Genomic DNA, 21,064 nt, shown 5'->3' on the forward strand with positions numbered 1-21,064 from the left:
TCTGCATCCATCATGACGCAGGGCGGCGCATCCCGCGTTTACCGCGGATGCGCCGCCCTGCCGGTCGCGCTATGCGCTGCGTGTATTACTTGGTCTCCTCGAACCATTCGCGCGTTTCGCCGTTGTCGAGCGTGACGCGGCCCGTCTCGCCGGCCATGTGCTTGACGCGGTGGGCGATCTCCTCATGGCGGCCGTGCACCATCGGGCGCTGCACCGGGTTGCCCAGATAGCCGCATGTGCGCTTCGTCACGTTGCACTTGTCCGGGTCGGAATTGCCGCACTCAGGGCACTTGAAGCCCTCTTCGGTCGGCTCGAAGTCGCCTTCGAAGCCGCATTCGAAGCAGTGGTCGATCGGCGTGTTCGTGCCGAGGTAGCCGATGCCGATGTTGTACGCGTAATCCCACACGGCTTCGAGCGCCTTCGGGTTGGCCTGCAGGCATGGGAACTCGCAGTAGTTGATGAAGCCGCCCGAAGCGTAGTACGGGAAGTCCTTCTCGTAGTCGAGCTTCTCCATCGGCGTGGGCTGCAGCCACACCGGGTAGTGGAACGAGTTCGTGTAGAAGTCGTGGTCGGTCACGCCTTCGACCTCGCCGAACTTATCGCGGTCCATGCGGTTGAAGCGGTCGGTGAGCGATTCGGCCGGCGTGGAGTACACCGAATAGTGGTAGCCTTCGGCGGCGGACCAGTCCTTGCACAGCTGGTTCATGCGGCGCACAATCTCGAGCGCGAACTCCTTGCCCTGCGGATCCCAGCCGTGGTCGCGCATCCAGTTCTTGCCGTAGAAGACGGCGGTCGCCTCATACAGGCCGATGTAACCGAGTGACACGGTGGCGCGCTCGTTGCGGAACAGCTGGTCCACATTGTCGTTCGCGTCGAGACGGCCGAACGCGCCGTAGCGGAAGAGCGTCGGCGCATTGACCGGCGTGGCCTGCTTGCAGCGCATGATGCGGAACTGCAGCGCCTGGTGCGCGGTCTCCATGCGTTCGTCGAACAAGCGCCAGAAGCGGTCCACATCGCCGTGCGATTCGAGCGCGATGCGCGGCACGTTAACCGTGACGACACCGAGGTTCATGCGGCCGTCTTCCACATCTTCACCGGTCTTCGGATCGATCCAGCCCTGCAGGAACGAGCGGCAGCCCATCGGCGCCTTGAACGAGCCGGTGATCTTCACGATGTTGTCGTAGAACACCACGTCCGGGTACATGCGCTTCGTCGAGCATTCGAGCGCAAGCTGCTTCAAGTCGTAGTTCGGGTCGCCCTCGTCGGCGTTGATGCCGTGCTTGATTGTGAACACGAGCTTGGGGAAAATCGCCGTGTGGCGGTCCTTGCCCAGGCCACGGATGCGGTTGAGCAGGATCGCGCGCTGGATCTCGCGGGCGAACCAGCTCGTGCCGAGGCCGAAGCCGACGGTGACGAACGGCGTCTGGCCGTTCGAGACGCGGTTCGAGTTGATCTGGTATTCCATCGTCTGCATCGCGTCGTAGATGGCCTTGCGCGTCATGATCTTCGCATAGACCTCACGCAGCTGGTCGAGTTCGGGCAGGTCCTTGTCGAACGCCTCGTCCATCGGCAGCGGCTCGCGGTTCTCGAAATGCAGCCAGCGCGGCTCCTGCGCCTTGAGGCCGCGCACCATGTCTTCGGCCACGGCGATCGGCGTGGAATCGGGAATCATGGCGCGGGCCATGTCCATGTTCTTCGCATAGTCGCGCTTGGCGTAGTCCTCGAGCATCTCGTCGGCGCGGTTGACGGTCTGGCCGCCGTACTGCGCGCCGGCGATGTCCTTGATGATCTGCGTGATCTGCGTGGCGGCGGTGCCGATGGACTTCGGCGAATCCATCATCGCGTTGCCGAGTGCGAAGCCATGGCGCAGCATGTCGCCGAAATCAGGCAGCGAACAGTTGTTCATCGATGTGAACGGCGAATAGTCGGCGTCATGGAAGTGGATGTCGCCCTTCATGTGCGCGTTCGCGACCGCGTCGGGCAGCATGGAGAACGCGGACGCCTTGGAGACGGCGCCGGCGAGCAGGTCGCGCTGCGTGGCGTAGACGTTCGAGTCCTTGTTCGCGTTTTCGCGCACAAGCGATTCGTCACGGTTGACGAGGCGCTTGACGGCCTCGTTGATGTCGGTGGCCTTGGCGCGTTCGATGTCTTTGTTCAGACGGTAATTGGTGTAGGTGCGCGCCACTTCGTACAGGTGGTCCTCGATGAGCGCGTGCTCCACGAGGTTCTGGATGTCTTCAATCTTGGCGGGACCGTTGTAACGTTCCTTGATTTCGCCTTCCACCTGGCTGGCCAGGTCACGGATCATGCGCTCCTCTTCGGGCCCGACTTCTTTGTCTAGGTCTGCGAATGCGGACTTGACGGCCTCGACGATGTTGATGGGGTCGAAATCCACGATGCGACCATCGCGCTTCTCGACCAACACCGTGGCCGCGTTCCTTGTCTGTGTCCGCGGGGCGTCCATGATCTGAGCTTCCATTCGCTTTCCTGTTCTCGAGGGACCGGTGCCACCGGCCGTGTTGTCGAAGCGCCCGCAGCAGTGGGGCGCCGTACTTGCCTGACAGAACTGTACGCCAAAGTCACCCCCCATATCTAGTACAACTCGCCGTCGAGTGACCTATATCTTGGGGTTTTTGTTGAAATTCCGCCACAAATTACATGCGTGTGATACTCGTCACGACCCGCCGTGTTCGCCGTGCGGAAATCCGCGCAGACCTATGGTATCGGAGCGCCCGGCCGAGGCGTGCGCAAGAGTGTTCGCCGGCCGGGAAAACCAACCGACACGCCGCATCACACGCCTTGACGATGTCCGTTCGCTGATGGAATCTAGTCAGTATGGTTTGGAACAACAATGGCGCGGGCAGCGCCGGCTCGCCGCTCGACAGGCCGCGCACGCCCGACGAACTGCCCCGGTTCGCGCGCGACACGACCCCCGAAAACCCGTGGCCGGTCTCGCTGTTGAGCCAGCATTTCCACGACGCCGTGGAACGCTGGCCCGCCGCGTGGATCGAAGGGCAGATCATCGAGATCAACGCGCGGCGCACCGGCACCGTATATCTGACGCTGCGCGACAGCTTCCAAGAGGTGTCGATCTCCGCACTCGGCTTCGGCGCGTTCGCGCAGAAAGCGCGCGCGTTCCAGCAGGGCGACCGCGTGGTCATGCACGGCCAGGCCGACCTGTGGGTGAAATCCACGCGCCTGAGCTTCCGCGCCGACGACATCCGGCGCATCGGATCCGGCGGCCTCAAGGAACAGATCGACGAACTGCGCAAGAAGCTCAAAGGCGAAGGCCTGTTCGACGAATCCAACAAAGTGCCGATCCCCGAATTCCCCACGACGATCGGCATTGTGTGCGCCCCCGGCGCGCGCGCGGAAGGCGACATCATCACGAACGTCAACCTGCGCTGGCCCATCGTGAACTTCGCCGTCAAACACGCGCATGTGCAGGGGCCGCAATGCCCCCCTGAAGTGGTGCAGGCCATCCAGGAGCTCGACGCGGACCCGGCGGTGGATGTGATCATCGTGGCGCGCGGCGGCGGCAGTTTCGAAGACCTCATCGGTTTCTCCGACGAACGCGTGGTGCGCGCCACCGCAGCCTGCGTGACGCCGATCATCTCGGCGGTCGGGCACGAGGACGACTGGACGCTCATCGACCTGGCGTCCGACATGCGCGCATCCACCCCCACCGACGCCGCCAAACGCGTGGTGCCCGACGTGCGCGAGCAACAGCAGCTCGTCGAAAGCGCAATCGGCACGATGAGCATGCGCATGCGCGCGATGGTGGACAACGAGTCGCGACTGATCGAAGGGTACGTGAACCGCCCGAGCCTGACCCACCCGCAGACGATGGTCGAATCGCACGAGCGCGACATCGCCGACGCCGTGCGCGCGATGCGCATCGGACTGACACGCATCGTGGACGACGCGCAGATGCGTGTGGAGAAACTCAAAGCCACACTGACCGCGCTGAGCCCACAGTCGACGCTCGACCGCGGTTACGCGGTGCTGCAGAACGCCAGCGGCCATGTGGTCGACGACGCCACCAACGTGCAGGTGGGCGACGAGCTCACCATCACCCTGCGCCACGGCACTGTGGTGGCGCAGGCCCAGGCCACGCACGTCTGACGCGTCCGTACGCACCATCGCACCCCAATCCAATCCATATTCATCCACCCCACGTCAAGGAGAACTCATGGCAGAAGAAATCGACATCATGCAGACTGAAGAGACCGTCACGGGCGGGGAAACCGCCGACACCGCACAACAGGCCCCACAGGCGGCTACAAGCCTGACGCAGGAAGAGCGCGACCTCATCGCCGCCATGCCGTACGAGGAAGCGCGTGACAAGCTCGTGCAGGCCGTACGCGCACTGGAGAACGGCGGCCTGAGCCTCGACCAGTCGATGCGCCAGTGGGAAATCGGCGAAGCGCTTGCCCAGCGCGCCGAATCACTGCTCGCCGATGTGCGCGCGCGTCTCGACGCCGCACAGGCACAGCAGGCGCAGACCGCGAGCACGGCCGGCACGCAGGAGAACCTGCAGTAACCGGCCCACTTAGCGGCGTGTGAAGTCGAGCGTGGCGAGCAGCGCGCGGTGGTCGGATCCGCCGATACGCACCGTGGAAACCTGGCCGGCGACCACACCGCGCTCGGTCACGATGTGGTCGATTCCCGAGAACGCGGGCAGCCACGGCTTGTCCACGGGCCAGCTGAACACAAGTCCGTGTCCGCTTGCGCGCGCCGCGTCCTGGAACCGCGTGCCGAGCAGATTGCGGAACACCGCATGGTCATAGGTGGCGTTGAAATCGCCCATCAACACGTATTGCGTGCCGGTGCGTTTGGTCAGCTGCTGCATCTCGGTGAGCGATTTGCGCCACAGGTCCCATGATTGCGGCGTGGGCGACGTGGTGTGCACGCTGACGAACCGCACCGGCAGTGCACCGTTGTCAAAGCGGATCGTGCCGGCGGGCATGTTTGATGCGCTCGACGCGAACTCCGCGTCCACGGGCTGCTGCAACGGCTGCGCGGACCACAGCCCGTTGCCATACCCACTGCCTGACGACGCGCTGACCGCGTAGGGCAGGTAATCCGCAATGCCCGCCTGCTCGAGCCGCTGCACGAACTGCGGCGTGGCCTCCTGCAATGCGAGCACCTCCACATGCTGGTCGCGCACCGTGTCAACAATTGCTTGGGGATCGGCGGCGCCTTTGTACACATTGCACGTCATCACGCGCGCGAAGGCGTCATCCGTGACGGGATTGGACTGCCCCACCGCGGTGATCGCCTGTGCGCCAAGCGGCTCGCCGTTGCGGTAGAACGGCAGCTGCCAATACCCCTGCAGCACAATGCAAGCCACCGCCACCGCCGCGGTGAACCAGCGGTGCGAGATGCACGCGCAGATGAGCGATGCCACGGCGGCGAGCGCGAACCACGGGCTCAACGCGATCACATACGGCACATATGACAGTGCCTGCATATCTTCGGGAAGCAGACGCGCCGCGCAGCCGAGCAATGAGACGAGGGCCAGCAATGCGCCCACGGAAGCCAGGACCGGGTGTCTACGCGATGCCGCCATATGGTGCCTCCTTACGGCAAAAATCGGGATGATGCGTGCAAGCACGCGGGTGGCATGCCCACAACCGACATCCACGGTACCCGCGGCTCCCCCACTGTGGCTATCCTCCCCGCGAACGATTTTCAGTACGCCGACAACCACGGAGTTGGCCACAGGCCGAGGCGCTGTGTATAATGGCAGCTTGTTTGCCCTGGTAGCTCAGTGGATAGAGCACCGCTCTCCTAAAGCGGGTGTCGTCGGTTCGAATCCGATCTGGGGCACCATAGGAATCAGGAATGTGGCGGGAAGCGGCCCCAAGCCGCTGCCCGCCCCTCAGACGCCCATTTGGCCGCTAACCCCACATATTGACCTGTACTCCCATGTTGGCCGATACCCCACCCTTCCCTTCCGCATCCGAAAACACTTGCCCCACCAGTGATTTGAGACAGTTGCCCGGCGTAATTGTCCGAAATGACGCGGCAACCATAGTATTCAAGACAGTTGGCTCCTCCTCGCGTCCGAAATCACGCGGCCTACACGTGTTATGCGACATCTGGGATGGACGCATCTGCACTTCCCATAGAGGTCATGTGCCATAGTTGAGGAACAAGGTCGAACATGGTTGAGCAACAACGGTCGAAAGACCCGACAACGACACAGTGGAAAGAAGGCCGACGATGACGATGGCGAATTGCGGGACCTTGACCGCAGAAACCATGGGATTACCAGCTTCATGCGCCGTGCGCGCCGAAAAGGGCCCGCTGCCCAAAGGACTGTTCGCATCCAAAGCGCCGCTTTCGGCGAAGACGAAACAGCATCTGGTGCATGACGTGGCATCAATCACGATGCTCGCAATCCTGCGCCCCGGGAACACCGGACTGGATGCTGATTCACGCATGGGCGAAATCCTCGTATTGGGGTTGCGGCTCGCCGAAAAAGCGCATGAAGTGCCCCATGACATCGTGGAGCTCATCGCCTCCCAGCGCAAGTCGGGCATCGTGTTCGCCGTCGTGCGCACCGCCGAGCACGACGGCACAACACGGGAGGAATGCTCCTTCGCCGTACGCCGCGCCGATGCCGGGCGCACAGGCCACACGCCGACGTTCCACGTGTTCCACACGCCATGGCTCCCAATCGGCGAGGCGCAGCTGGCGACCAACGGTTCCACAATGGGCGAGCTGTGGGATTCCTTGTGCTCGCAGATCATCCTTGGCACCGATGATTTCGCCGATCTCGACGCGCGCATCGCCCGCACGGAGCGCATCCGCACGCTGGAGGCGGCGGTCGCGAAGCTCACCGCCGACCACAAGCGCGCGAAGAACCCGGCGCAGCGCAATGAGATCTACGCGAAACTGCACAAGGCGAAGAACGAGCTCGCCGCACTGCAGTAACGCCCCGATCAGAACCCAAAGCGCGTGCGCCCGTACTGGTCGAGCCAGCGCAGGATCGCGCCTTCGCGCAACGCCCATGGGCACACTTCGATTTCGTTGATGCCGAGCGCGCGCATGATTTCAACGGCGATGATGCCAGCGCCCACGATTGTCATGGCGCGGTCCTGCGTGATGCCGGGCAGTGCGGCGCGCTGGGCCGGTTCGATCGCGGCGAGGCGCGGGATCCAATCCTCGAGCTGCCCGCGCCCCACGCACAGCGCGTCCTCGCGCCCCGGCTGGTGGATCACGGTGCCGGCGAGGCGCGCGAGCGAACGGATCGCCTTCGACGTGCCGACGGCGTGGCTCGAATAATCCTCGGCGGGCACGGCGTCGACGACCGGCGCGATCATCTTGCGCACTTTCTTGTATGCTGCGTCGAGATCTTTCGCCGACGCCATGCCGTCGGGAAGCATGTCGCGCGTCACCACTCTCGCACCGGCGTTCACGGCGGCGGCTATGGTGGGCTCCTCGTCGGAGCCGAGCGCGACTTCAAGCGAGCCGCCGCCGATGTCGATCATCAGCAAGCGGCCGGCGTCCCACCCGTACCAACGGCGTGCGGCGAGGAACGTCAGGCGTGCCTCGTCTTCGCCCGAAAGCACGGTGACGCGCTGGCCGATGACCTCTTCGACGCGGTGCAGGATCTTGTTGCCGTTCGGCGCCTCATGCATCGCCGACGTGGCGAGCGCAAGCAGTTGCGAGACCTTGTATTGTTCGGCGAGCCGCATCGCGTCGTCGACGGCGGCGAGCAGCGCGTCGACCGCCTGCTTCTTGATGCTGCCGTCGTCTTTGAGATGGTCCATGAGCCGCACAGTGGTCTTCGAGCTCGCCTCCGGTTCGGGGCGCGCGCCGACGGCCGCATCGACGACGAGCATGTGCACGGTGTTCGACCCGATGTCGAGCACGCCCAAGCGGGTGGACCGCAGTTTCAGATTTGCCATGGAGGGTTCCTCTTATGTCGTTGTTCTTCAGTCCTGCCGCGTGCCGGCGAGCCCATGCACGAAGGCGCCGAGCCGCGTCAATCCTTCGCGTAGGTCGTGGCGTGAGGCCGCGTACGACAGGCGCACGTGCGTGTCGGCGGTCGCCTCACCGAAGTCGGCGCCCGGGGTGAGCGCCACATGCGCCTCACGCAGGGCGCGCTCGCAGAATGCTGTGGCGCTCAGGCCGGTGGAGCTCACGTCGAAATACGCATAGAACGCGCCGTTCGGCTCCACGTCGACCGGCAGGCCCAGATCACGCAGGCCGTCGATCACAATCGCGCGCCGGGCGAGCAGTTCGAGCCGGCGCTTCTCACTGACCGCGAGCGCCTCGTCGCCGAACGCCTCGACTGCGGCGATCTGGGTGGGCGTGTGCGCGCTGAGGAAGAAGTTCGCCGCGAGGTTGTCCACCGCGTCGGCGGCGGCGGGCGGCACGACGATCCAGCCGAGGCGCCAGCCGGTCATGCCGAAGTATTTCGAGAAGCTGCTGCAGACAATCGCGTCGGGGTCAATCGAGAGCACGGATGGCACACGCGAACCGTCGGGCTCGACATCGGCCAGGTCGAGGTAGGTTTCGTCGACGATGCGCCATGCGTCGTGCGCACGCGCGGCGTCGCAGACCGCGCGCAACGTGTCCGGGGTGATCGTGGTGCCGGTGGGGTTCGACGGCGAGGTGATCATGACGGCGCGCGTGCGCTCCGACCAGTATTCGTCGAGCAGTTCGGGCGTCAGGTGGAAGCGTGTGGCGGCGCTCGTCGGCACGTCCACGACGACGCCTTCGAACGCGCGCACGAGCTCGCGGTTGGTGGGGTATGACGGGTCGGCGATGAGCACTTCACTGCCCGCGTCCACGGTGAGCGCCACGGCGAGCAGCAGGGCGGTCGAACCGCCCGCCGTGATGACGATGCGCCCGGGGTCCACGTTCACCTGGTGTTGCGTGGCGTAGAATTCACTGATCTTGCGGCGCAGTTCGGGCAGCCCCTTCGCTTCGGTGTAGGGCAGCGCGCGCCCGTCATACAGGTCGCGCATGGCCGTGCGCACCGGTTCGGGGGCGTCGTAGTCCGGCTGGCCCAGATTGAGTTTGATCACGTCGACGCCCGCCGCGATCATCATGTCCGCCTGCGCGCCGATGCGCATCGCGCGGAACGGGTGCACCGCGCCGGCGCGCGTGGCGAGCGGCGGCAGCGAGCGCAGATTATGGGATTCGTCCATCATGTCTCCTTTGTGGGGCGCACATGCGCGCCCTGATGCACAATTCATGCTCCGTGGTTCATACTACGCGTTGGGCGTCATGTGGCGGCGCGCGCACGGCGAAGTGTCTACGGTGGGAATAGTGCGGCCGCGCGCCGCACTGGAATGTTTCCATAAGAAAGGCGGCCATGATGACCGATTCCACCCAATCCCAACCCGAGTCCACAACCGGAGGGACCGACACGGCACGCCCGCTCAATGTGGCGATCCTGGGCGCGGGCCGCATTGCCCAGACGATGGCCAAGACCCTCACGATGATGGCCGGTTCCCCCACGTACAGTGCGATGGTCACGCCGTATGCGATCGCCTCGCGCTCGCAGGACAAGGCGGACAAGTTCGCCGCCACCTACCATCTGCCGCACGCCTATGGCTCATATGAGGCGATGCTCGCCGACCCGGCGGTGGACCTGGTGTACATCGCCACCCCGCACAGCCTGCACGCCGAACAGGCGATCGCCTGCATGCGGGCGGGCAAGCCCGTGCTCGTGGAGAAGGCGTTCGCCGCGAACCTCGAGCAGGCGCGCGCGGTCATCGACGAATCCGACAAGACCGGCCTGTATTGCGGCGAGGCGATCTGGACGCGCTACATGCCGTCGCGCGCGGTCATCGACCGGATCATCGATTCCGGGCGCATCGGCGCGGTGACCGGCATCAACGCCAACCTGTGCTACCCGATGACGCACAAGGCGCGCCTGACCGACCCGAATCTCGCCGGCGGCGCGCTGCTTGACGTCGGCATCTACCCGCTCACGTTCATCGACATGGTCATGGGCGCCCAGGAGATCGACCACTTGGCCACCTCGATGCAGCCCTACCCCACCGGTGTGGACGCGCAAAGCACGACGACGCTCTACTACGCCGACACGACGATGGCCACGGCGCTCAGTTCGATGCTGTGCGTCTCGGACCGCGAGGGCATGGTATACGGCACCGAAGGCTACCTGGTGTGCCACAACGTCAACAATGTCTCCGCGGTCGACATCTACAACACCGACCATGCGCGCGTCGACCACATCGACATGCCCGAACAGCTCACCGGTTACGAATACGAAGTGGCGGCAAGCGTGCAGGCGATCCGCGCAGGCAAGCGCGACACCATCGAGATGCCGCACGCGGACACCTTGCGCATGATGGCGCTGCTCGACCAGATTCGCGACGAATGGGGCCTCGTGTTCCCATTCGAGCATCAGGACTGAGCACCCGCGCGCACCGGCCGCCATGTGAACCGTGTGCGCGACACACTCTGAGACGGGCGCGTACACATCGTAGAACCATGCCGGTGCCGCACCCAGGAAACTGCTAGCGTGAACCGTGTGCGCACCGGACCGGCACGCCCGACAGGCCCCGCGCCGCGCGCACAGCCACACGAGGCCGCCGACGGCGCCGGGGCAAGGGGACAACACATGACAATGCGAGCTGACAGTTCAAACATCGCGCAGTACCGCGAACTGACGCAGATGGTGGATTTCGTGGAAACCGAATGGGGATTCGACGAGGAATTCGACGCCCCCACATTCCTATGGGACCCCACCATATCGTCATGCTCGCAACACGAGGACCCGCGGCGCAACCCCACACCGGTGGCACAGCCCGATACGGCACGGCTCGTCATGGCCCAGCCGATGCAATGGTATTTCGATGGCATCGCCGCCATCACCCCAAGCGCCACCCCCACGCCCGAAGGCGGCATGGACGTGCCGTGCAAGGACATGCCGTCGTTCCGCATGGAATCGCAGGCGCTCGCCGGCGTGGAGGCGGTCGTGGCCAACGCGCTCGCGAGCACCCAGTGGCTCGACGCCACGCGCAACCTGTGCCTGGCGGTCGAACTGACCGCGCGGTTCATCGGATCGTGCGAGGACCGCCACCAGGAATGCCTGGAATACCTCAAGGAACTCATCCAGCTTGTGCGCATCTACATGGATTCGGTGGCGCGCAACGCGGACCCCGAGACGAGCGCGCAGGCGCTGCGCATGGTGACCGACGTGGCGTGCAACGAGGACTTCCGCATCAACCCGATGCCGATGGTGGAGCTGCTCTCCTGCTGCCTGTCGTTCGCGCAGTGGGACGACACGCGCGTCTTTGCGTATGAGGCGCTGGACAACGCGGTGGCCAGCATGGACGACATGGCGCGCCAGTACGGCGACGACGCGATCGCCGACGCCCGATTCCGCGAAATGGTGACCGGCGAATACGCGCATGAATTCGCCGATCTGGACGGGTTCGAAGGATTCGACGACGAACCGGACCCCGACACCTGCACGGACCGGCGCGAGCTGGAGCTGCACGCGCACTTCCACTTCAAGCAGACGATGCTGCTCATGCGGCACGACCTGATGCGCATGAGCGGTGATGCGGACGGAGCCGACGCGCTGCTGCGCGAACACTGCACGATTGCGCCGCTCGCCGACGCCTATGCGGCGCGGCTGATCCATGCACGCCGATGGCGCGACCTGCTCGAGTTCATCGACGATGTGGAAGCGCACCGCCCCGAACAGTTCACGATCATGTTCCCCGAAGACCTTGTGCCCTACGACTGGGAGTCGCTGCGCGAAATCGCGTTGCAAGGCCTCGACGAGCGCGGGCAGTTGCAGGAGATCTACCGCGCGCGCGTGCTCGGCGCCTTCGACATGGATGAGTTGGCGGCGCTGACGAACCTGCGGCGCCTGTGCGACGACCGCACGTGGGACGAGCAGTCTGCGCGGATCGTGGACGACTACCACCGTGAAGGCCCGCATCTGGCGCGCAACCCCGTCTACGAGCACATGCTCGTGATGCGCGCCATGCGCAACGAGGCCATGCGCTACCTGGAGGATTTCCCAGACGCATGGCCCGATCTTGCGGCTATTCTCTAGCGGTCAGCCAACCGCTCACTGCTCGTGGCGCTTCTCGTAGAACGCCTTGAGCTCGGGGCCGGCGGCCTCAAGCGCCATCTGGTCGCAGTACAGCATGTGGCCGTTGGAATGCACATGGTATTCGATGCGGTCCTTGAGCGCCTGCGGCAGGAACAGCTTGCCCATGTCGTGGCGCACGTTCCAGTACGGCGTGGCGGCGTCGTGGATGCCACCGAAGAACAGGATGCGGCTCGTGGGGTTGCGGCGCAACGCCGTGGCGATGTCGAACGCGACGTTCGGCGTCTGCGGCGAGCCCATCGTGCCCGGGGCCTGATGGTTCCAGTTCCACGACTCGTTGACCTTCATCGATAGGCCTTCGTAGTTGGCGTAGCCCTTGAACCCGATGTCGCCGAGCATCTTCATGTAGACGTCCAGATAGGCGGCGTTGATCGCGTCGTACGAGGGGTCCTCTCCCGCGAAGAACTCGTTGTCGCCCTGCACGTCCGGGTAGCCGAACGTCGTGAAGCGCGTGTCGTAGCGGCCGGTGGTCTTGCCTTCGTCGGCGAGCAGCGTCTTGCGGAACGTGTCGAGCTCGATGCGCAGCCCCTTCGCCTTGATGAAGTCCTTCGGCAGGCCGATGAGTTCGCTCATCTGGCCGGCGATCTCGTCCATCCTGTCGGCGGGCAGCTCATCGCCGAGGACGAGCGCGCCGGCGAGCGTGGAGTTCACGAAGTCGAACGCCTTGTTGTACCACTCGTACTGATTGACACCCTTGCCGGCCTTGCCGAAGTAGTTCGCGGTGGCGGCGTACACCGGCACCATGCCCATGTAGTACGCGTCGTTGCCCGAAAGCGTGGGTGCGTAGTCCAGGATCGTGGACTGCTCGACCACACCGGTCACGCCAATGCCATGCTCGCCGAGCAGGCGGTACACCACGGCGTTGCGCATGGTGCCATAGGATTCGCCATACAGGTAAATGGGGCTGTTGAAGCGCTTGTGTTCGGTGAGCCATGCGATGATGCCACGGGTGAACGCGTCACCATCGCCATCCACGCCCCACACCTTCTTGGCGTCGAAGCCGGGCGCGATGTGCGAATAGCCGGTGCCGAACGCATCGATGAACACGAGATCCGAGCTCGGCAACAGCGTGTCGGGGTTGTCTTCCACCTCGCCCACGCCGGTCAGGTGCGCCATGCCGTCGGTCTTGACGCGCACGGCGCCCATGCCGCCGATGTTGACCATGTACGATGCGCCGCCGGGGCCGCCGTTCCAGCAGAACGTGACTGGACGGTCGGACTTGTCGGATGCGTCCGAAACCTGCGAGAGCATGAACATGTGTCCGATGAGCGTGCCGTCGTCCTCGCGCACCGGCACCATTTCCGCGGTGGCCGTGTAGTTGATGGTGGCGCCGTCGGGGCCGGTCCAGACATAGTCCTTGGCGGCGGTGGCCGGAACCGGTTCGAGCGGTTCCTTCTTGTCTTCCTTCGCGCTGGATGCAGCGTTGGTTTCGTCAGTCATAGTGACTCCTTAGATTGAAAATATGTGCATCAGTTGGATGAGGGACCCGCGGGCTTGGACGGCGTGGACGCGCCGCCGGAAAGCGTGGGTTTGGCCGTCTTGGCGGCAGCCTCGCTGGCTTCGGCCTCGTCGACCTGCACACGGTGCTCGGCCTTGGCGAGCGCGGCGTCGTCCTTGGCTTCGTCTTCGAGCGCATGCGCCTCGTCGATGTAGCCTTGCACGTCGGCTTCAAGCGCCTGCGCACGGGCTTGGGCGCGCTTGGCGTCGGCGGAGGCGTCGGTCGGGACGGCTGCGGCCTTGACGTCCGCGGCGGCGGGCGCAGGCAGCATGTTGCCGTCGTCGTCGGTGTGCACCGGTTCGGGCTCATATGCGATCATCTTCATGCCGGCGTTCGGATCGCCCACAAGCGCGACCTTGGCGGGCTCGCCCGGTTCGGTGATGCCGTGCTTCTTGAGCAGCGCGGCGGCTGCGGCGGCTTGGGCGCCCGAATCCTTGGAGCTCGGCAGGTCGATCATCTCGTTGGGGTCGTACAGGTGCCTGATCGGCTGGCCCATCGGGTTCTGGCCTTCGCTGAGCAGCGCGGTCGGGATGTTCGACAGGGCCTTGCCCGGCTTCTTGAGGCCTTCGATCTGCCACGTGAACGGGGCGAACTGGTTCGTCGGATCGGACCAGTTGTGCTTGCGCGACGCGCGGTAGATGAGGATGCAGGCGATCAGCACGAACGCCAGCAGGCCGATGATGATCAGGTCGTAGGTCATGCCCGAGCCGACTTCGGCCTCAAGCTGCGCAGGCGGATAGAACGCCAGGACGATGCCGAAGATGCAGGCGATGATGCCCACACCGGCCACGATCCAGGCGCCGGCCATGCCGCCGGGCACTTTGAAGCCACGTGGACGGTTCGGCTGCTGGTAACGCAGGCGCAGGAACGCGACGAACATGAGCACGTAGTAGGTCAGGTACAGGATCGTGATGGCCTGCGTGATCAGGGCCACGAAGCCTTCAACGTTCGGCAGCAGGAACACGATGAACGCGATCACGGTCATGAGGGCCATCTGCGTGTACATCAGGCGGCTCGGCATGCCGTGCTTGTTGTTGTTCTGCAGGAACTTGGGCAGGAAGCCCGAGCGGCCGGCCTGGCCGAGCATGTACGAAGGACCGGCGAGATTGGTGATCAGCGCGGCGAAGCTGTTGAGCATGCCGAGCCAGCAGAACACCAGGTACAGGTCGGGGAATCCGATCGTGGCGCCAAGCGCGCGGTACGTGGCGAACAGCGTGTACAGCAGGTTGATCTGCTTGTTCGGGATGACCATGGCGATGATCAACGTGCCAATGATGAAGATGAGCAGGGCGAGGATCATCGAGACGAAAATCGCGAGCGGGAACTGCCTGTTCGGCTTCTTCAGGTCCTTGATGTGCGCGGCGTTCATGTCGATGCCGGCGAACGAGAAGAACACGCCTGCGGCCAACGCCAGTGTGGACATGCCCTCCCACTTCGGCACGAGGTTGCTCGGTGCCATGTCGATGGCCGGCGCATTGCCCTGGCACAGCCAGACGACCGCGAGGATCGTCATGACGCCCAATGGCAGGAACGTGCCCAGGATCACACCGTACTTGGCGATGTTGCTGAAGGTCTTGACGCCCTTGGTGGCAAGCCAGCAGCAGAACCAGTAATAGGCGAGCCAGCCGATCATGATCGGCAGCGTGACCTTCCAGCTATGCGAGTTCTTGGCGAAGTCCACCGCCCAATCGTATTTGGTGGTGAAGAAGCCGATGGTCGCCGACATCGAGGGGATGCCGGAGCCGAAGGTGAAGGTCGTCTGGAACCAGAGGATCAACAGACAGGCGATGGCCGGGAATGTGCCGATGCCCTCGCCGACCCAACGGAAGATGCCGCCGCGTTGGCTCCAACCGGAGGCGAGTTCGGCTGCGACCAGACCGGTCGGCAGGAAGAACAGCAACCCGCCGAGAAGGAACAATGTGACGGAGGACAGACCATAGAACGACTGCTGCACGTCGTTCGCCAGGCCGGCGATGACCGTGACGTTCATCATGATCAACGCGATGGTGGTGAGGTTGCCTGCGCCCCCCTTGGCGCCTTTGACTACGGCACCGGATTTTGATTTGGTATTTGCACTCATGATTTCCTGCTTATCTTGCACAACGACGAAGCGGGGCCGAAGCCCCGCGTCTCATATCACGGTTCCGGGTTGAAGGTGTTCCAGTATGGCAGCACTTCGGGCTCGGCGTCGTACGCCTTGACCACGTCGTCAGGCAGGTATTCCCTGCGCACGGCGACCTCATAGTTGTATTCGGTGAACCACGAGTCATCCATGATGAAGTAGCCTTGGTGGCCGACCGGCTTGCCATGCGCGGTGGTGCCCCACGAGTTCTCGACCTTCCAGCGAATCGGGTTGCCGTCCTCGTCGAGGTCGACGCCCGCGATCATCATCGCGTGGGTGGGCAGGCTCTGGTTATATTGGAAGCGCTCGCCCTTGTTGAGCTTGAACTCAAGGCCCATCATCTTCTGCACGTCGTACAGGTTGAGGGACATGATGCCCTTCGCGAAGTCGGAGTCCTGCAGCACATCGCAGCCGAACCAGACCGGTTCGCCCGCCTTGAGCTGCTTGATCGTGGCCTGCTTCATCACGTCGATCGGCACGTTGACGTAACGGCAGCGGCGCTTGGCGCCGAGCACTTCGCCCGTCATGTCGATCTCATAGGCCTTGTTGTACGCCATGCCTTCCACCGGCAGATTGATGACACCGATGCAATCGTCGAGCTTGACATCGCCCAGGTACTTCTTGTAGAACTCGAGCGGGGTCAGGCCGCGGTCCGCATGGTATTTCTTGTCGGTGTCGCGGTAGACGAAGTCGACCGTCTGTGGCGGTTCGCCGAAGCTCACACACAGCACGCGGTAGATGTCGGACAGCATGCTCTTGCGCGCTTCCTCGATGTCCGCCTCCGACTTGCCTTCGGCGACGAGCTTGCGCAGCGCATACGCGTCTTCGCGCAGCATGCGGTTGAGCAGCGCGTCGAGCTCGGACGAGTTCTTGGTCACCGCGGTCTCCGGCATGGCCTCCTCTGGCACAACGCCGTACTTCTCAACGAGCGCGACGATCGGGTCGAAATCGCCACCGTCCTGCTGCGGGGTGGCCAGCAGGAAGTCGATGCGGCGGTCGTTGAGGTCGCTGCCCGCGTACTTGATGATGTTCTCCATGAAGAAGTTCGACTTTTCGAGCTTGTCATAGAAGAAGTTGTATGCCTGCGACAGTTCGAAGCTCCCCTTGGGCAGCTTGAGCTTCTTTTCCATATGGAAGCGCAGGAAGTTGAGCGCGGAATACATCCAGCAACGGCCCGACTGGCGCTGGTTCGCCACGGCTTCGTCATCCACGTCCACCGAGAACACGAAATTGTTCTTGGTGACGACGACGCTCTCACGCTCGCTCGACGCGTGGATGCCGTTGTTCTTCACGGCCTGCTCCACTATCTGCTGGGCGGCGTCCTTCTTGTAGGCCTGGGCCATGCGCGCCAGATCCTCTGTGGTCAATTCCATGATCAATGCCTTTCCTTATGCGGTAATCCCGGATTGTTGTATGGCGTTCAGTCGAACAGCGTCCACGGCTGGCTCGGGCGGTCATACAGGTAACCGCGCTGCCAGTTCCATTGCGGGTGCTGGGCCATGAACTCATCCGCGTCGAACGACTCGCCGTCCGCGCGTCCGAAGATGCCCCACATGCGCAGTGCCTCGATGTCTTCGGCACTGGCGCATTTGCCGTCGCACGAGCCGCCCGGGAAGAACGGCACATTCCACACACCGTGCGGATCGTCGGCGTAGTATTGCGGATCAACGTCGTAATGCGCGCAGATGTTGCGCGAGCATGCGTTGATGTACCCCAGATAGGGGTCGAATTTGTCCGCCAGGATGCGCTTGGCCACATCGTCGTCGATGGTGCCCGCAAGCTGCGGCATGAGTTGTTCGAACCGGGCGCGGCGCGCACCGGTCTGCTGGCGCACGTCGTTGTAGCCGTTGTCGACGCATTCGAGGTTGCGGATGCGCGGGTTGTGGCACGCGTTGCAGCCATAGTAGAAGCCGTCGGTCGTGCGCAGCAGCTCCTGATGCTTGAGACCCTGCTCATAGCGCGCGATCTCGCCATTCTTGGTGTCGGCGAGCAGCCAGATGTTGGCGTAGCCGCCGTTGTTGCCCTGATTCGCAAGGTCGACCCATTCGTCGATCGAATTGGCGTATTGCGTGGCCTTGCGCGAGCGCACGTATTCGGGTATGCCGTTGACGTCGTAGCCCACAAAGCCGGCGATCGTGGTCTCGGTGATGCCCAAGCCGGCGGAGGTGACGTAGAAGTCGGTCATCGAATCGATGTAGCCCGGCACGGTCTGCATCTTGAAGCGGTTGCCGTGGGCCGGCACCACTTCTTCGCACACGTTGAAGTACTGGCCGCTCCAGAAATCGTCGAAGCTTTCATGGGCGATGACGGGCCGGCCGTCCGCCGTGGCGGAGCCGGTGGCCACGAAGCCCGAGCAATGGGAGCCCTTGGGACCCGCCGGCGGGTTGTTGGAGTACTGCGCAGCGACCTGCGGCCACCAGTAGCCGGTCAGTTCCATCCATGCGTTCCAGCCGATGATGTCGCCGAGCGTCGTGGGGAACCCACCGGCGGTGAATCCGTCAGCCATGCCCTGCATCTCATCGAGGTATTCCTGCTCGATGTGCGCCTGATGGAGCTTCACGGCTTGTTCCACAAAGAACGAGTAGTCCATGCCGAGCGTTTCGAGCGTCATGTGTGTGTAGACGCGGATGGCGTCACGGAACTCGTCGGTGAGTAGGTAGCCGTGCTGGAACCCGATTTCGTAGGGTTCGCCTTCCACGTGCAGGTAATGCCAACCATTGATGTCGTCGCGGCTCGCCTTGTCCACAATGGCACGCTGCTGATCCGTAAGTTCTGTCATGACCGGTCCTTAGTGCCTCTTATCGGATACGCTTTCACGATAGAACCGTAAAAAATGCGGACCTTAATGTTTCAATCAAGGCATAATACGCTACAGGCGTTGTGGAAAAACCGTAAATTCATGCTCTTATGCGAGAAATGTGAATGTTTTTCACCCTACAAACAAACTCCGCCGTCGGTATCCGGTTGGTTGTGGCACCTCTGACCAATAAGCGACGCGGTGGCCACGGGAATATACGCGCCTTGACCGACATTTTCCGGCCCAAACATAACAGAATCCCTCCTGCCGCCATATGGCGGCAGGAGGGATTTACAGCGATCAGAGGTCGAATCCGAGCTCCTTCGCGGCTTGCGTGGGCACCGGGTCTTCGCACCAGAAGTCTTCGAGGTTCTCCACGGTCGTCAACGAGCGGATCTCCGCCTTGTCGATATACAACTCGCCGCTCAAATGGTCGGTCTCGTGCTGGAAGATGCGCGCAGGCCAGCCATGCAGGCGTTCCTCATGGCGGTTGCCTTCCTCGTCATGCCAGTGGGCCACAATGTCGAGCCAGCGCTTGCGCACCGCCTGGTAGCCTTCCACGCTGAGGCAGCCCTCGTAGAACGAGCGCGTCTCCTCTCCCACCGGCTCATAGGCGGGGTTGATGATCACATGGAACGGGAACTCTGCGATCTCACGCGGGTCGTCGTCACCGTCGGCATGGTCCTCCACCACGGCGAGCGCAAGGTTCAGCCCAATCTGCGGGCCCGCCAGCCCGACGCCCGGTGCGGCGAGCATCGTGGTGCGCATCGCCTCGATGAGTTTGTGCAGCGTGTGCTTGCTCAACTGGCCGTCGTACTGCACGCATTGTGCGCGCAGCACCGGCTCGCCGGCCTCGACGATCGGCAATACGCCGTGGTCGGCGGATTTGAGCAGCCGTTCCACGTCCCTGTTGAGCGCCATGTCGACGCGCTTGTGCGATCCGAACATCCGTATCCTTCTCTCTTCTATATAAGGTATGTCTACTGTGCGCTCACAGCCCGAGCTCGTCGGCCACGACCTGCGCCAGACGCGCGGTCACGGCGTCCGCCTGTTCCTGCGTGGCGGCCTCGGCCATGACGCGCACGAGCGGTTCGGTGCCGGAGGGGCGCAGCAGCACGCGGCCGGTGTCTCCGAGCAGATCCTCCTCGCGCGCGACGGCCGCGAGCACCGCCTCGTTGGTTTTTGCGGCCATCTTGTCCACGTTCGGCACGTTGATGAGCTGCTGCGGCAGCTGGGGGAAGTCCGCGGCGAGGCTCTTGAGGCTGCGCCCGGAATCGACGACCTCCTTGCACAGGGTGAGCGCGGTGAGCGTGCCGTCGCCTGTCGTGGCGAATTCGCGGTTGATGACGTGGCCGGACTGCTCGCCGCCGAGCGAGTAGTCGCCCTTGAGCATCTCCTCGAGCACATAGCGGTCGCCGACATTGGTCTGCACGGTGGTGATGCCCATCTCCTTGAGCGCGAGCTTGAGGCCGAGGTTGCTCATCACGGTCACGACGAGCGTGTTGTGGTTGAGCTTGCCTTCGCGTTGCTTGGCGCGCGCGAGGATGCCCATGATCTGGTCGCCGTTGACGAGTGTGCCGTCTTCGTCGACCGCAAGGCACCGGTCGGCGTCGCCGTCGAAGGCCACACCCAGATCGGCGTTCGACGCCTTGACCATCGCCTGCAGCTGCTCGGGGTGTGTGGATCCGGCGTTCTTGTTGATATTGTAGCCGTCCGGCGACGCGTTGATCACGACGACGTCCGCGCCCGCACGACGCAACGCCTCGGGCGCCACGACCGAGGTCGCGCCGTTCGCGCAGTCGGCCACGACGCGCAGGCCCTTGAGCGGCTTGGTCTGCGTGCCGTCAACGATCGGCGCAATGGTGGCCACGAGGTGATCGATGTACATGTTGGTCGCGGTGTTCGAGTCATGGCTCACACGGCCTACCCCCGCGCCGGTGGGGCGTTCCCAGTCCTGGCCGAGCACGGCCTCGATCTCGTCCTCCTTGCTGTCGGGCAGTTTGAAGCCGCCGCGCGCGAAGAACTTGATGCCGTTGTCTGGCATCGGGTTGTGTGAGGCGGAGATGACCGCGCCCATCTCCACGTTGAGCACGCTCGTCAGATACGCGACGCCGGGGGTGGGGATGATGCCCGCGTCGATGACGTCGAAACCGCCGGCCGACATGCCCGCGGCGAGCGCATTGGACAGGAAATCGCCGGAGACGCGCGTGTCACGGCCAATCAGCGCGCGGCGGCGGCCTGTCGGCTGATTGGATTTCGCTTCGTCACCGAGCACACGCACCGCCGCGTCCCCCAGATCGAGCGCCAACTGCGCGGTCAGATCACGGTTGGCAAGACCACGAACACCATCAGTTCCAAACATACGCGGCATATTGTCCTCACTTATGCATCAAACAGGCCCTGCCATACCATGCGGCCGGACCACACGTGCACGATTCTACTGCACCGTTCAGCCTTTGCGATGGCGAGCGAAACGGCGGTGGATGCAGTTGGGGCCTGTGTCGTCATGGACGGCACAGGCCCCAACATCGG

At 63.7% G+C, this 21,064-nt stretch carries 15 protein-coding genes and 1 tRNA gene; 6 read left to right on the forward strand and 10 right to left on the reverse strand.

Features of this window, described 5'->3' with window-relative positions; translation table 11 throughout:
• Positions 1-85 precede the first annotated feature (85 nt).
• Positions 86-2,479, reverse strand: coding sequence for an anaerobic ribonucleoside-triphosphate reductase (nrdD, locus tag OU02_RS06195; protein WP_033489401.1), 2,394 nt, complete (start codon positions 2,477-2,479; stop codon positions 86-88).
• A gap of 356 nt (positions 2,480-2,835) precedes the next feature.
• On the opposite strand from nrdD, the gene xseA reads away from it, so the two are divergent.
• Together xseA and OU02_RS06205 are read left to right on the forward strand one after the other, a co-directional pair.
• Positions 2,836-4,125, forward strand: coding sequence for an exodeoxyribonuclease VII large subunit (gene xseA, locus OU02_RS06200; protein ID WP_033489403.1), 1,290 nt, complete (start codon positions 2,836-2,838; stop codon positions 4,123-4,125).
• Between the two features lie 67 nt (positions 4,126-4,192).
• Positions 4,193-4,543, forward strand: coding sequence for an exodeoxyribonuclease VII small subunit (locus tag OU02_RS06205; protein WP_051918385.1), 351 nt, complete (start codon positions 4,193-4,195; stop codon positions 4,541-4,543).
• 9 nt (positions 4,544-4,552) lie between these two features.
• Here OU02_RS06205 and OU02_RS06210 read toward each other — a convergent pair whose 3' ends face one another.
• The gene (locus tag OU02_RS06210) at positions 4,553-5,572 is read right to left on the reverse strand and encodes an endonuclease/exonuclease/phosphatase family protein (RefSeq protein ID WP_033489405.1); all 1,020 of its coding nucleotides are present in this window, start codon (positions 5,570-5,572) and stop codon (positions 4,553-4,555) included.
• A gap of 187 nt (positions 5,573-5,759) precedes the next feature.
• Between OU02_RS06210 and OU02_RS06215 the strand changes: the two genes are divergently transcribed.
• Both OU02_RS06215 and OU02_RS06220 read left to right on the forward strand, forming a co-directional pair.
• Positions 5,760-5,835 (forward strand) — tRNA-Arg (locus tag OU02_RS06215).
• 393 nt (positions 5,836-6,228) lie between these two features.
• On the forward strand, positions 6,229-6,942 hold the full coding sequence (locus tag OU02_RS06220) for a DUF4391 domain-containing protein (RefSeq protein WP_033489407.1): 714 nt from the start codon (positions 6,229-6,231) through the stop codon (positions 6,940-6,942).
• Between the two features lie 8 nt (positions 6,943-6,950).
• Here OU02_RS06220 and OU02_RS06225 read toward each other — a convergent pair whose 3' ends face one another.
• Positions 6,951-7,919: a Ppx/GppA phosphatase family protein gene (locus tag OU02_RS06225; protein WP_033489408.1), complete on the reverse strand. Its 969-nt coding sequence runs from the start codon at positions 7,917-7,919 to the stop codon at positions 6,951-6,953.
• A gap of 27 nt (positions 7,920-7,946) precedes the next feature.
• The gene (locus tag OU02_RS06230; protein WP_033489409.1) at positions 7,947-9,170 is read right to left on the reverse strand and encodes a pyridoxal phosphate-dependent aminotransferase; all 1,224 of its coding nucleotides are present in this window, start codon (positions 9,168-9,170) and stop codon (positions 7,947-7,949) included.
• A gap of 164 nt (positions 9,171-9,334) precedes the next feature.
• On the opposite strand from OU02_RS06230, the gene OU02_RS06235 reads away from it, so the two are divergent.
• The gene (locus OU02_RS06235; RefSeq protein WP_257467478.1) at positions 9,335-10,402 is read left to right on the forward strand and encodes a Gfo/Idh/MocA family protein; all 1,068 of its coding nucleotides are present in this window, start codon (positions 9,335-9,337) and stop codon (positions 10,400-10,402) included.
• 207 nt (positions 10,403-10,609) lie between these two features.
• Complete coding sequence (locus OU02_RS06240) at positions 10,610-12,058, forward strand: hypothetical protein (protein ID WP_033489410.1); 1,449 nt, start codon at positions 10,610-10,612, stop codon at positions 12,056-12,058.
• 15 nt (positions 12,059-12,073) lie between these two features.
• Here OU02_RS06240 and OU02_RS06245 read toward each other — a convergent pair whose 3' ends face one another.
• The 6 genes from OU02_RS06245 to glmM all read right to left on the reverse strand — a co-directional run bounded on the left by OU02_RS06245 (position 12,074) and on the right by glmM (position 20,903).
• The gene (locus OU02_RS06245) at positions 12,074-13,555 is read right to left on the reverse strand and encodes a S10 family peptidase (protein ID WP_033489411.1); all 1,482 of its coding nucleotides are present in this window, start codon (positions 13,553-13,555) and stop codon (positions 12,074-12,076) included.
• 29 nt (positions 13,556-13,584) lie between these two features.
• The gene (locus tag OU02_RS06250) at positions 13,585-15,693 is read right to left on the reverse strand and encodes an APC family permease (RefSeq protein WP_033489412.1); all 2,109 of its coding nucleotides are present in this window, start codon (positions 15,691-15,693) and stop codon (positions 13,585-13,587) included.
• 56 nt (positions 15,694-15,749) lie between these two features.
• Positions 15,750-17,108 (reverse strand): C1 family peptidase, encoded by a 1,359-nt coding sequence (locus OU02_RS06255; protein ID WP_033489440.1) that lies wholly within the window; start codon positions 17,106-17,108, stop codon positions 15,750-15,752.
• 47 nt (positions 17,109-17,155) lie between these two features.
• Positions 17,156-18,514: a C45 family autoproteolytic acyltransferase/hydrolase gene (locus tag OU02_RS06260; RefSeq protein WP_033489413.1), complete on the reverse strand. Its 1,359-nt coding sequence runs from the start codon at positions 18,512-18,514 to the stop codon at positions 17,156-17,158.
• 318 nt (positions 18,515-18,832) lie between these two features.
• The gene (locus OU02_RS06265; protein ID WP_033489414.1) at positions 18,833-19,480 is read right to left on the reverse strand and encodes a peptide deformylase; all 648 of its coding nucleotides are present in this window, start codon (positions 19,478-19,480) and stop codon (positions 18,833-18,835) included.
• 43 nt (positions 19,481-19,523) lie between these two features.
• On the reverse strand, positions 19,524-20,903 hold the full coding sequence (gene glmM / locus OU02_RS06270; RefSeq protein WP_033489415.1) for a phosphoglucosamine mutase: 1,380 nt from the start codon (positions 20,901-20,903) through the stop codon (positions 19,524-19,526).
• Positions 20,904-21,064 lie beyond the last annotated feature (161 nt).

The sequence above is a fragment of the Bifidobacterium pseudolongum subsp. pseudolongum DSM 20099 genome, from assembly GCF_000771225.1.
In the GTDB taxonomy this organism is placed as follows: Bacteria; Actinomycetota; Actinomycetes; order Actinomycetales; family Bifidobacteriaceae; genus Bifidobacterium; species Bifidobacterium pseudolongum.

Excerpts from the sequence above, each read along its gene's own strand:
- nrdD (WP_033489401.1), bottom strand. The coding sequence starts at position 2,479 with ATGGAAGCTCAGATCATGGACGCCCCGCGGACACAGACAAGGAACGCG.
- xseA (WP_033489403.1), top strand. The coding sequence starts at position 2,836 with ATGGTTTGGAACAACAATGGCGCGGGCAGCGCCGGCTCGCCGCTCGAC.
- OU02_RS06205 (WP_051918385.1), top strand. The coding sequence starts at position 4,193 with ATGGCAGAAGAAATCGACATCATGCAGACTGAAGAGACCGTCACGGGC.
- OU02_RS06210 (WP_033489405.1), bottom strand. The coding sequence starts at position 5,572 with ATGGCGGCATCGCGTAGACACCCGGTCCTGGCTTCCGTGGGCGCATTG.
- OU02_RS06220 (WP_033489407.1), top strand. The coding sequence starts at position 6,229 with ATGACGATGGCGAATTGCGGGACCTTGACCGCAGAAACCATGGGATTA.
- OU02_RS06225 (WP_033489408.1), bottom strand. The coding sequence starts at position 7,919 with ATGGCAAATCTGAAACTGCGGTCCACCCGCTTGGGCGTGCTCGACATC.
- OU02_RS06230 (WP_033489409.1), bottom strand. The coding sequence starts at position 9,170 with ATGATGGACGAATCCCATAATCTGCGCTCGCTGCCGCCGCTCGCCACG.
- OU02_RS06235 (WP_257467478.1), top strand. The coding sequence starts at position 9,335 with ATGATGACCGATTCCACCCAATCCCAACCCGAGTCCACAACCGGAGGG.
- OU02_RS06240 (WP_033489410.1), top strand. The coding sequence starts at position 10,610 with ATGACAATGCGAGCTGACAGTTCAAACATCGCGCAGTACCGCGAACTG.
- OU02_RS06245 (WP_033489411.1), bottom strand. The coding sequence starts at position 13,555 with ATGACTGACGAAACCAACGCTGCATCCAGCGCGAAGGAAGACAAGAAG.
- OU02_RS06250 (WP_033489412.1), bottom strand. The coding sequence starts at position 15,693 with ATGAGTGCAAATACCAAATCAAAATCCGGTGCCGTAGTCAAAGGCGCC.
- OU02_RS06255 (WP_033489440.1), bottom strand. The coding sequence starts at position 17,108 with ATGGAATTGACCACAGAGGATCTGGCGCGCATGGCCCAGGCCTACAAG.
- OU02_RS06260 (WP_033489413.1), bottom strand. The coding sequence starts at position 18,514 with ATGACAGAACTTACGGATCAGCAGCGTGCCATTGTGGACAAGGCGAGC.
- OU02_RS06265 (WP_033489414.1), bottom strand. The coding sequence starts at position 19,480 with ATGTTCGGATCGCACAAGCGCGTCGACATGGCGCTCAACAGGGACGTG.
- glmM (WP_033489415.1), bottom strand. The coding sequence starts at position 20,903 with ATGCCGCGTATGTTTGGAACTGATGGTGTTCGTGGTCTTGCCAACCGT.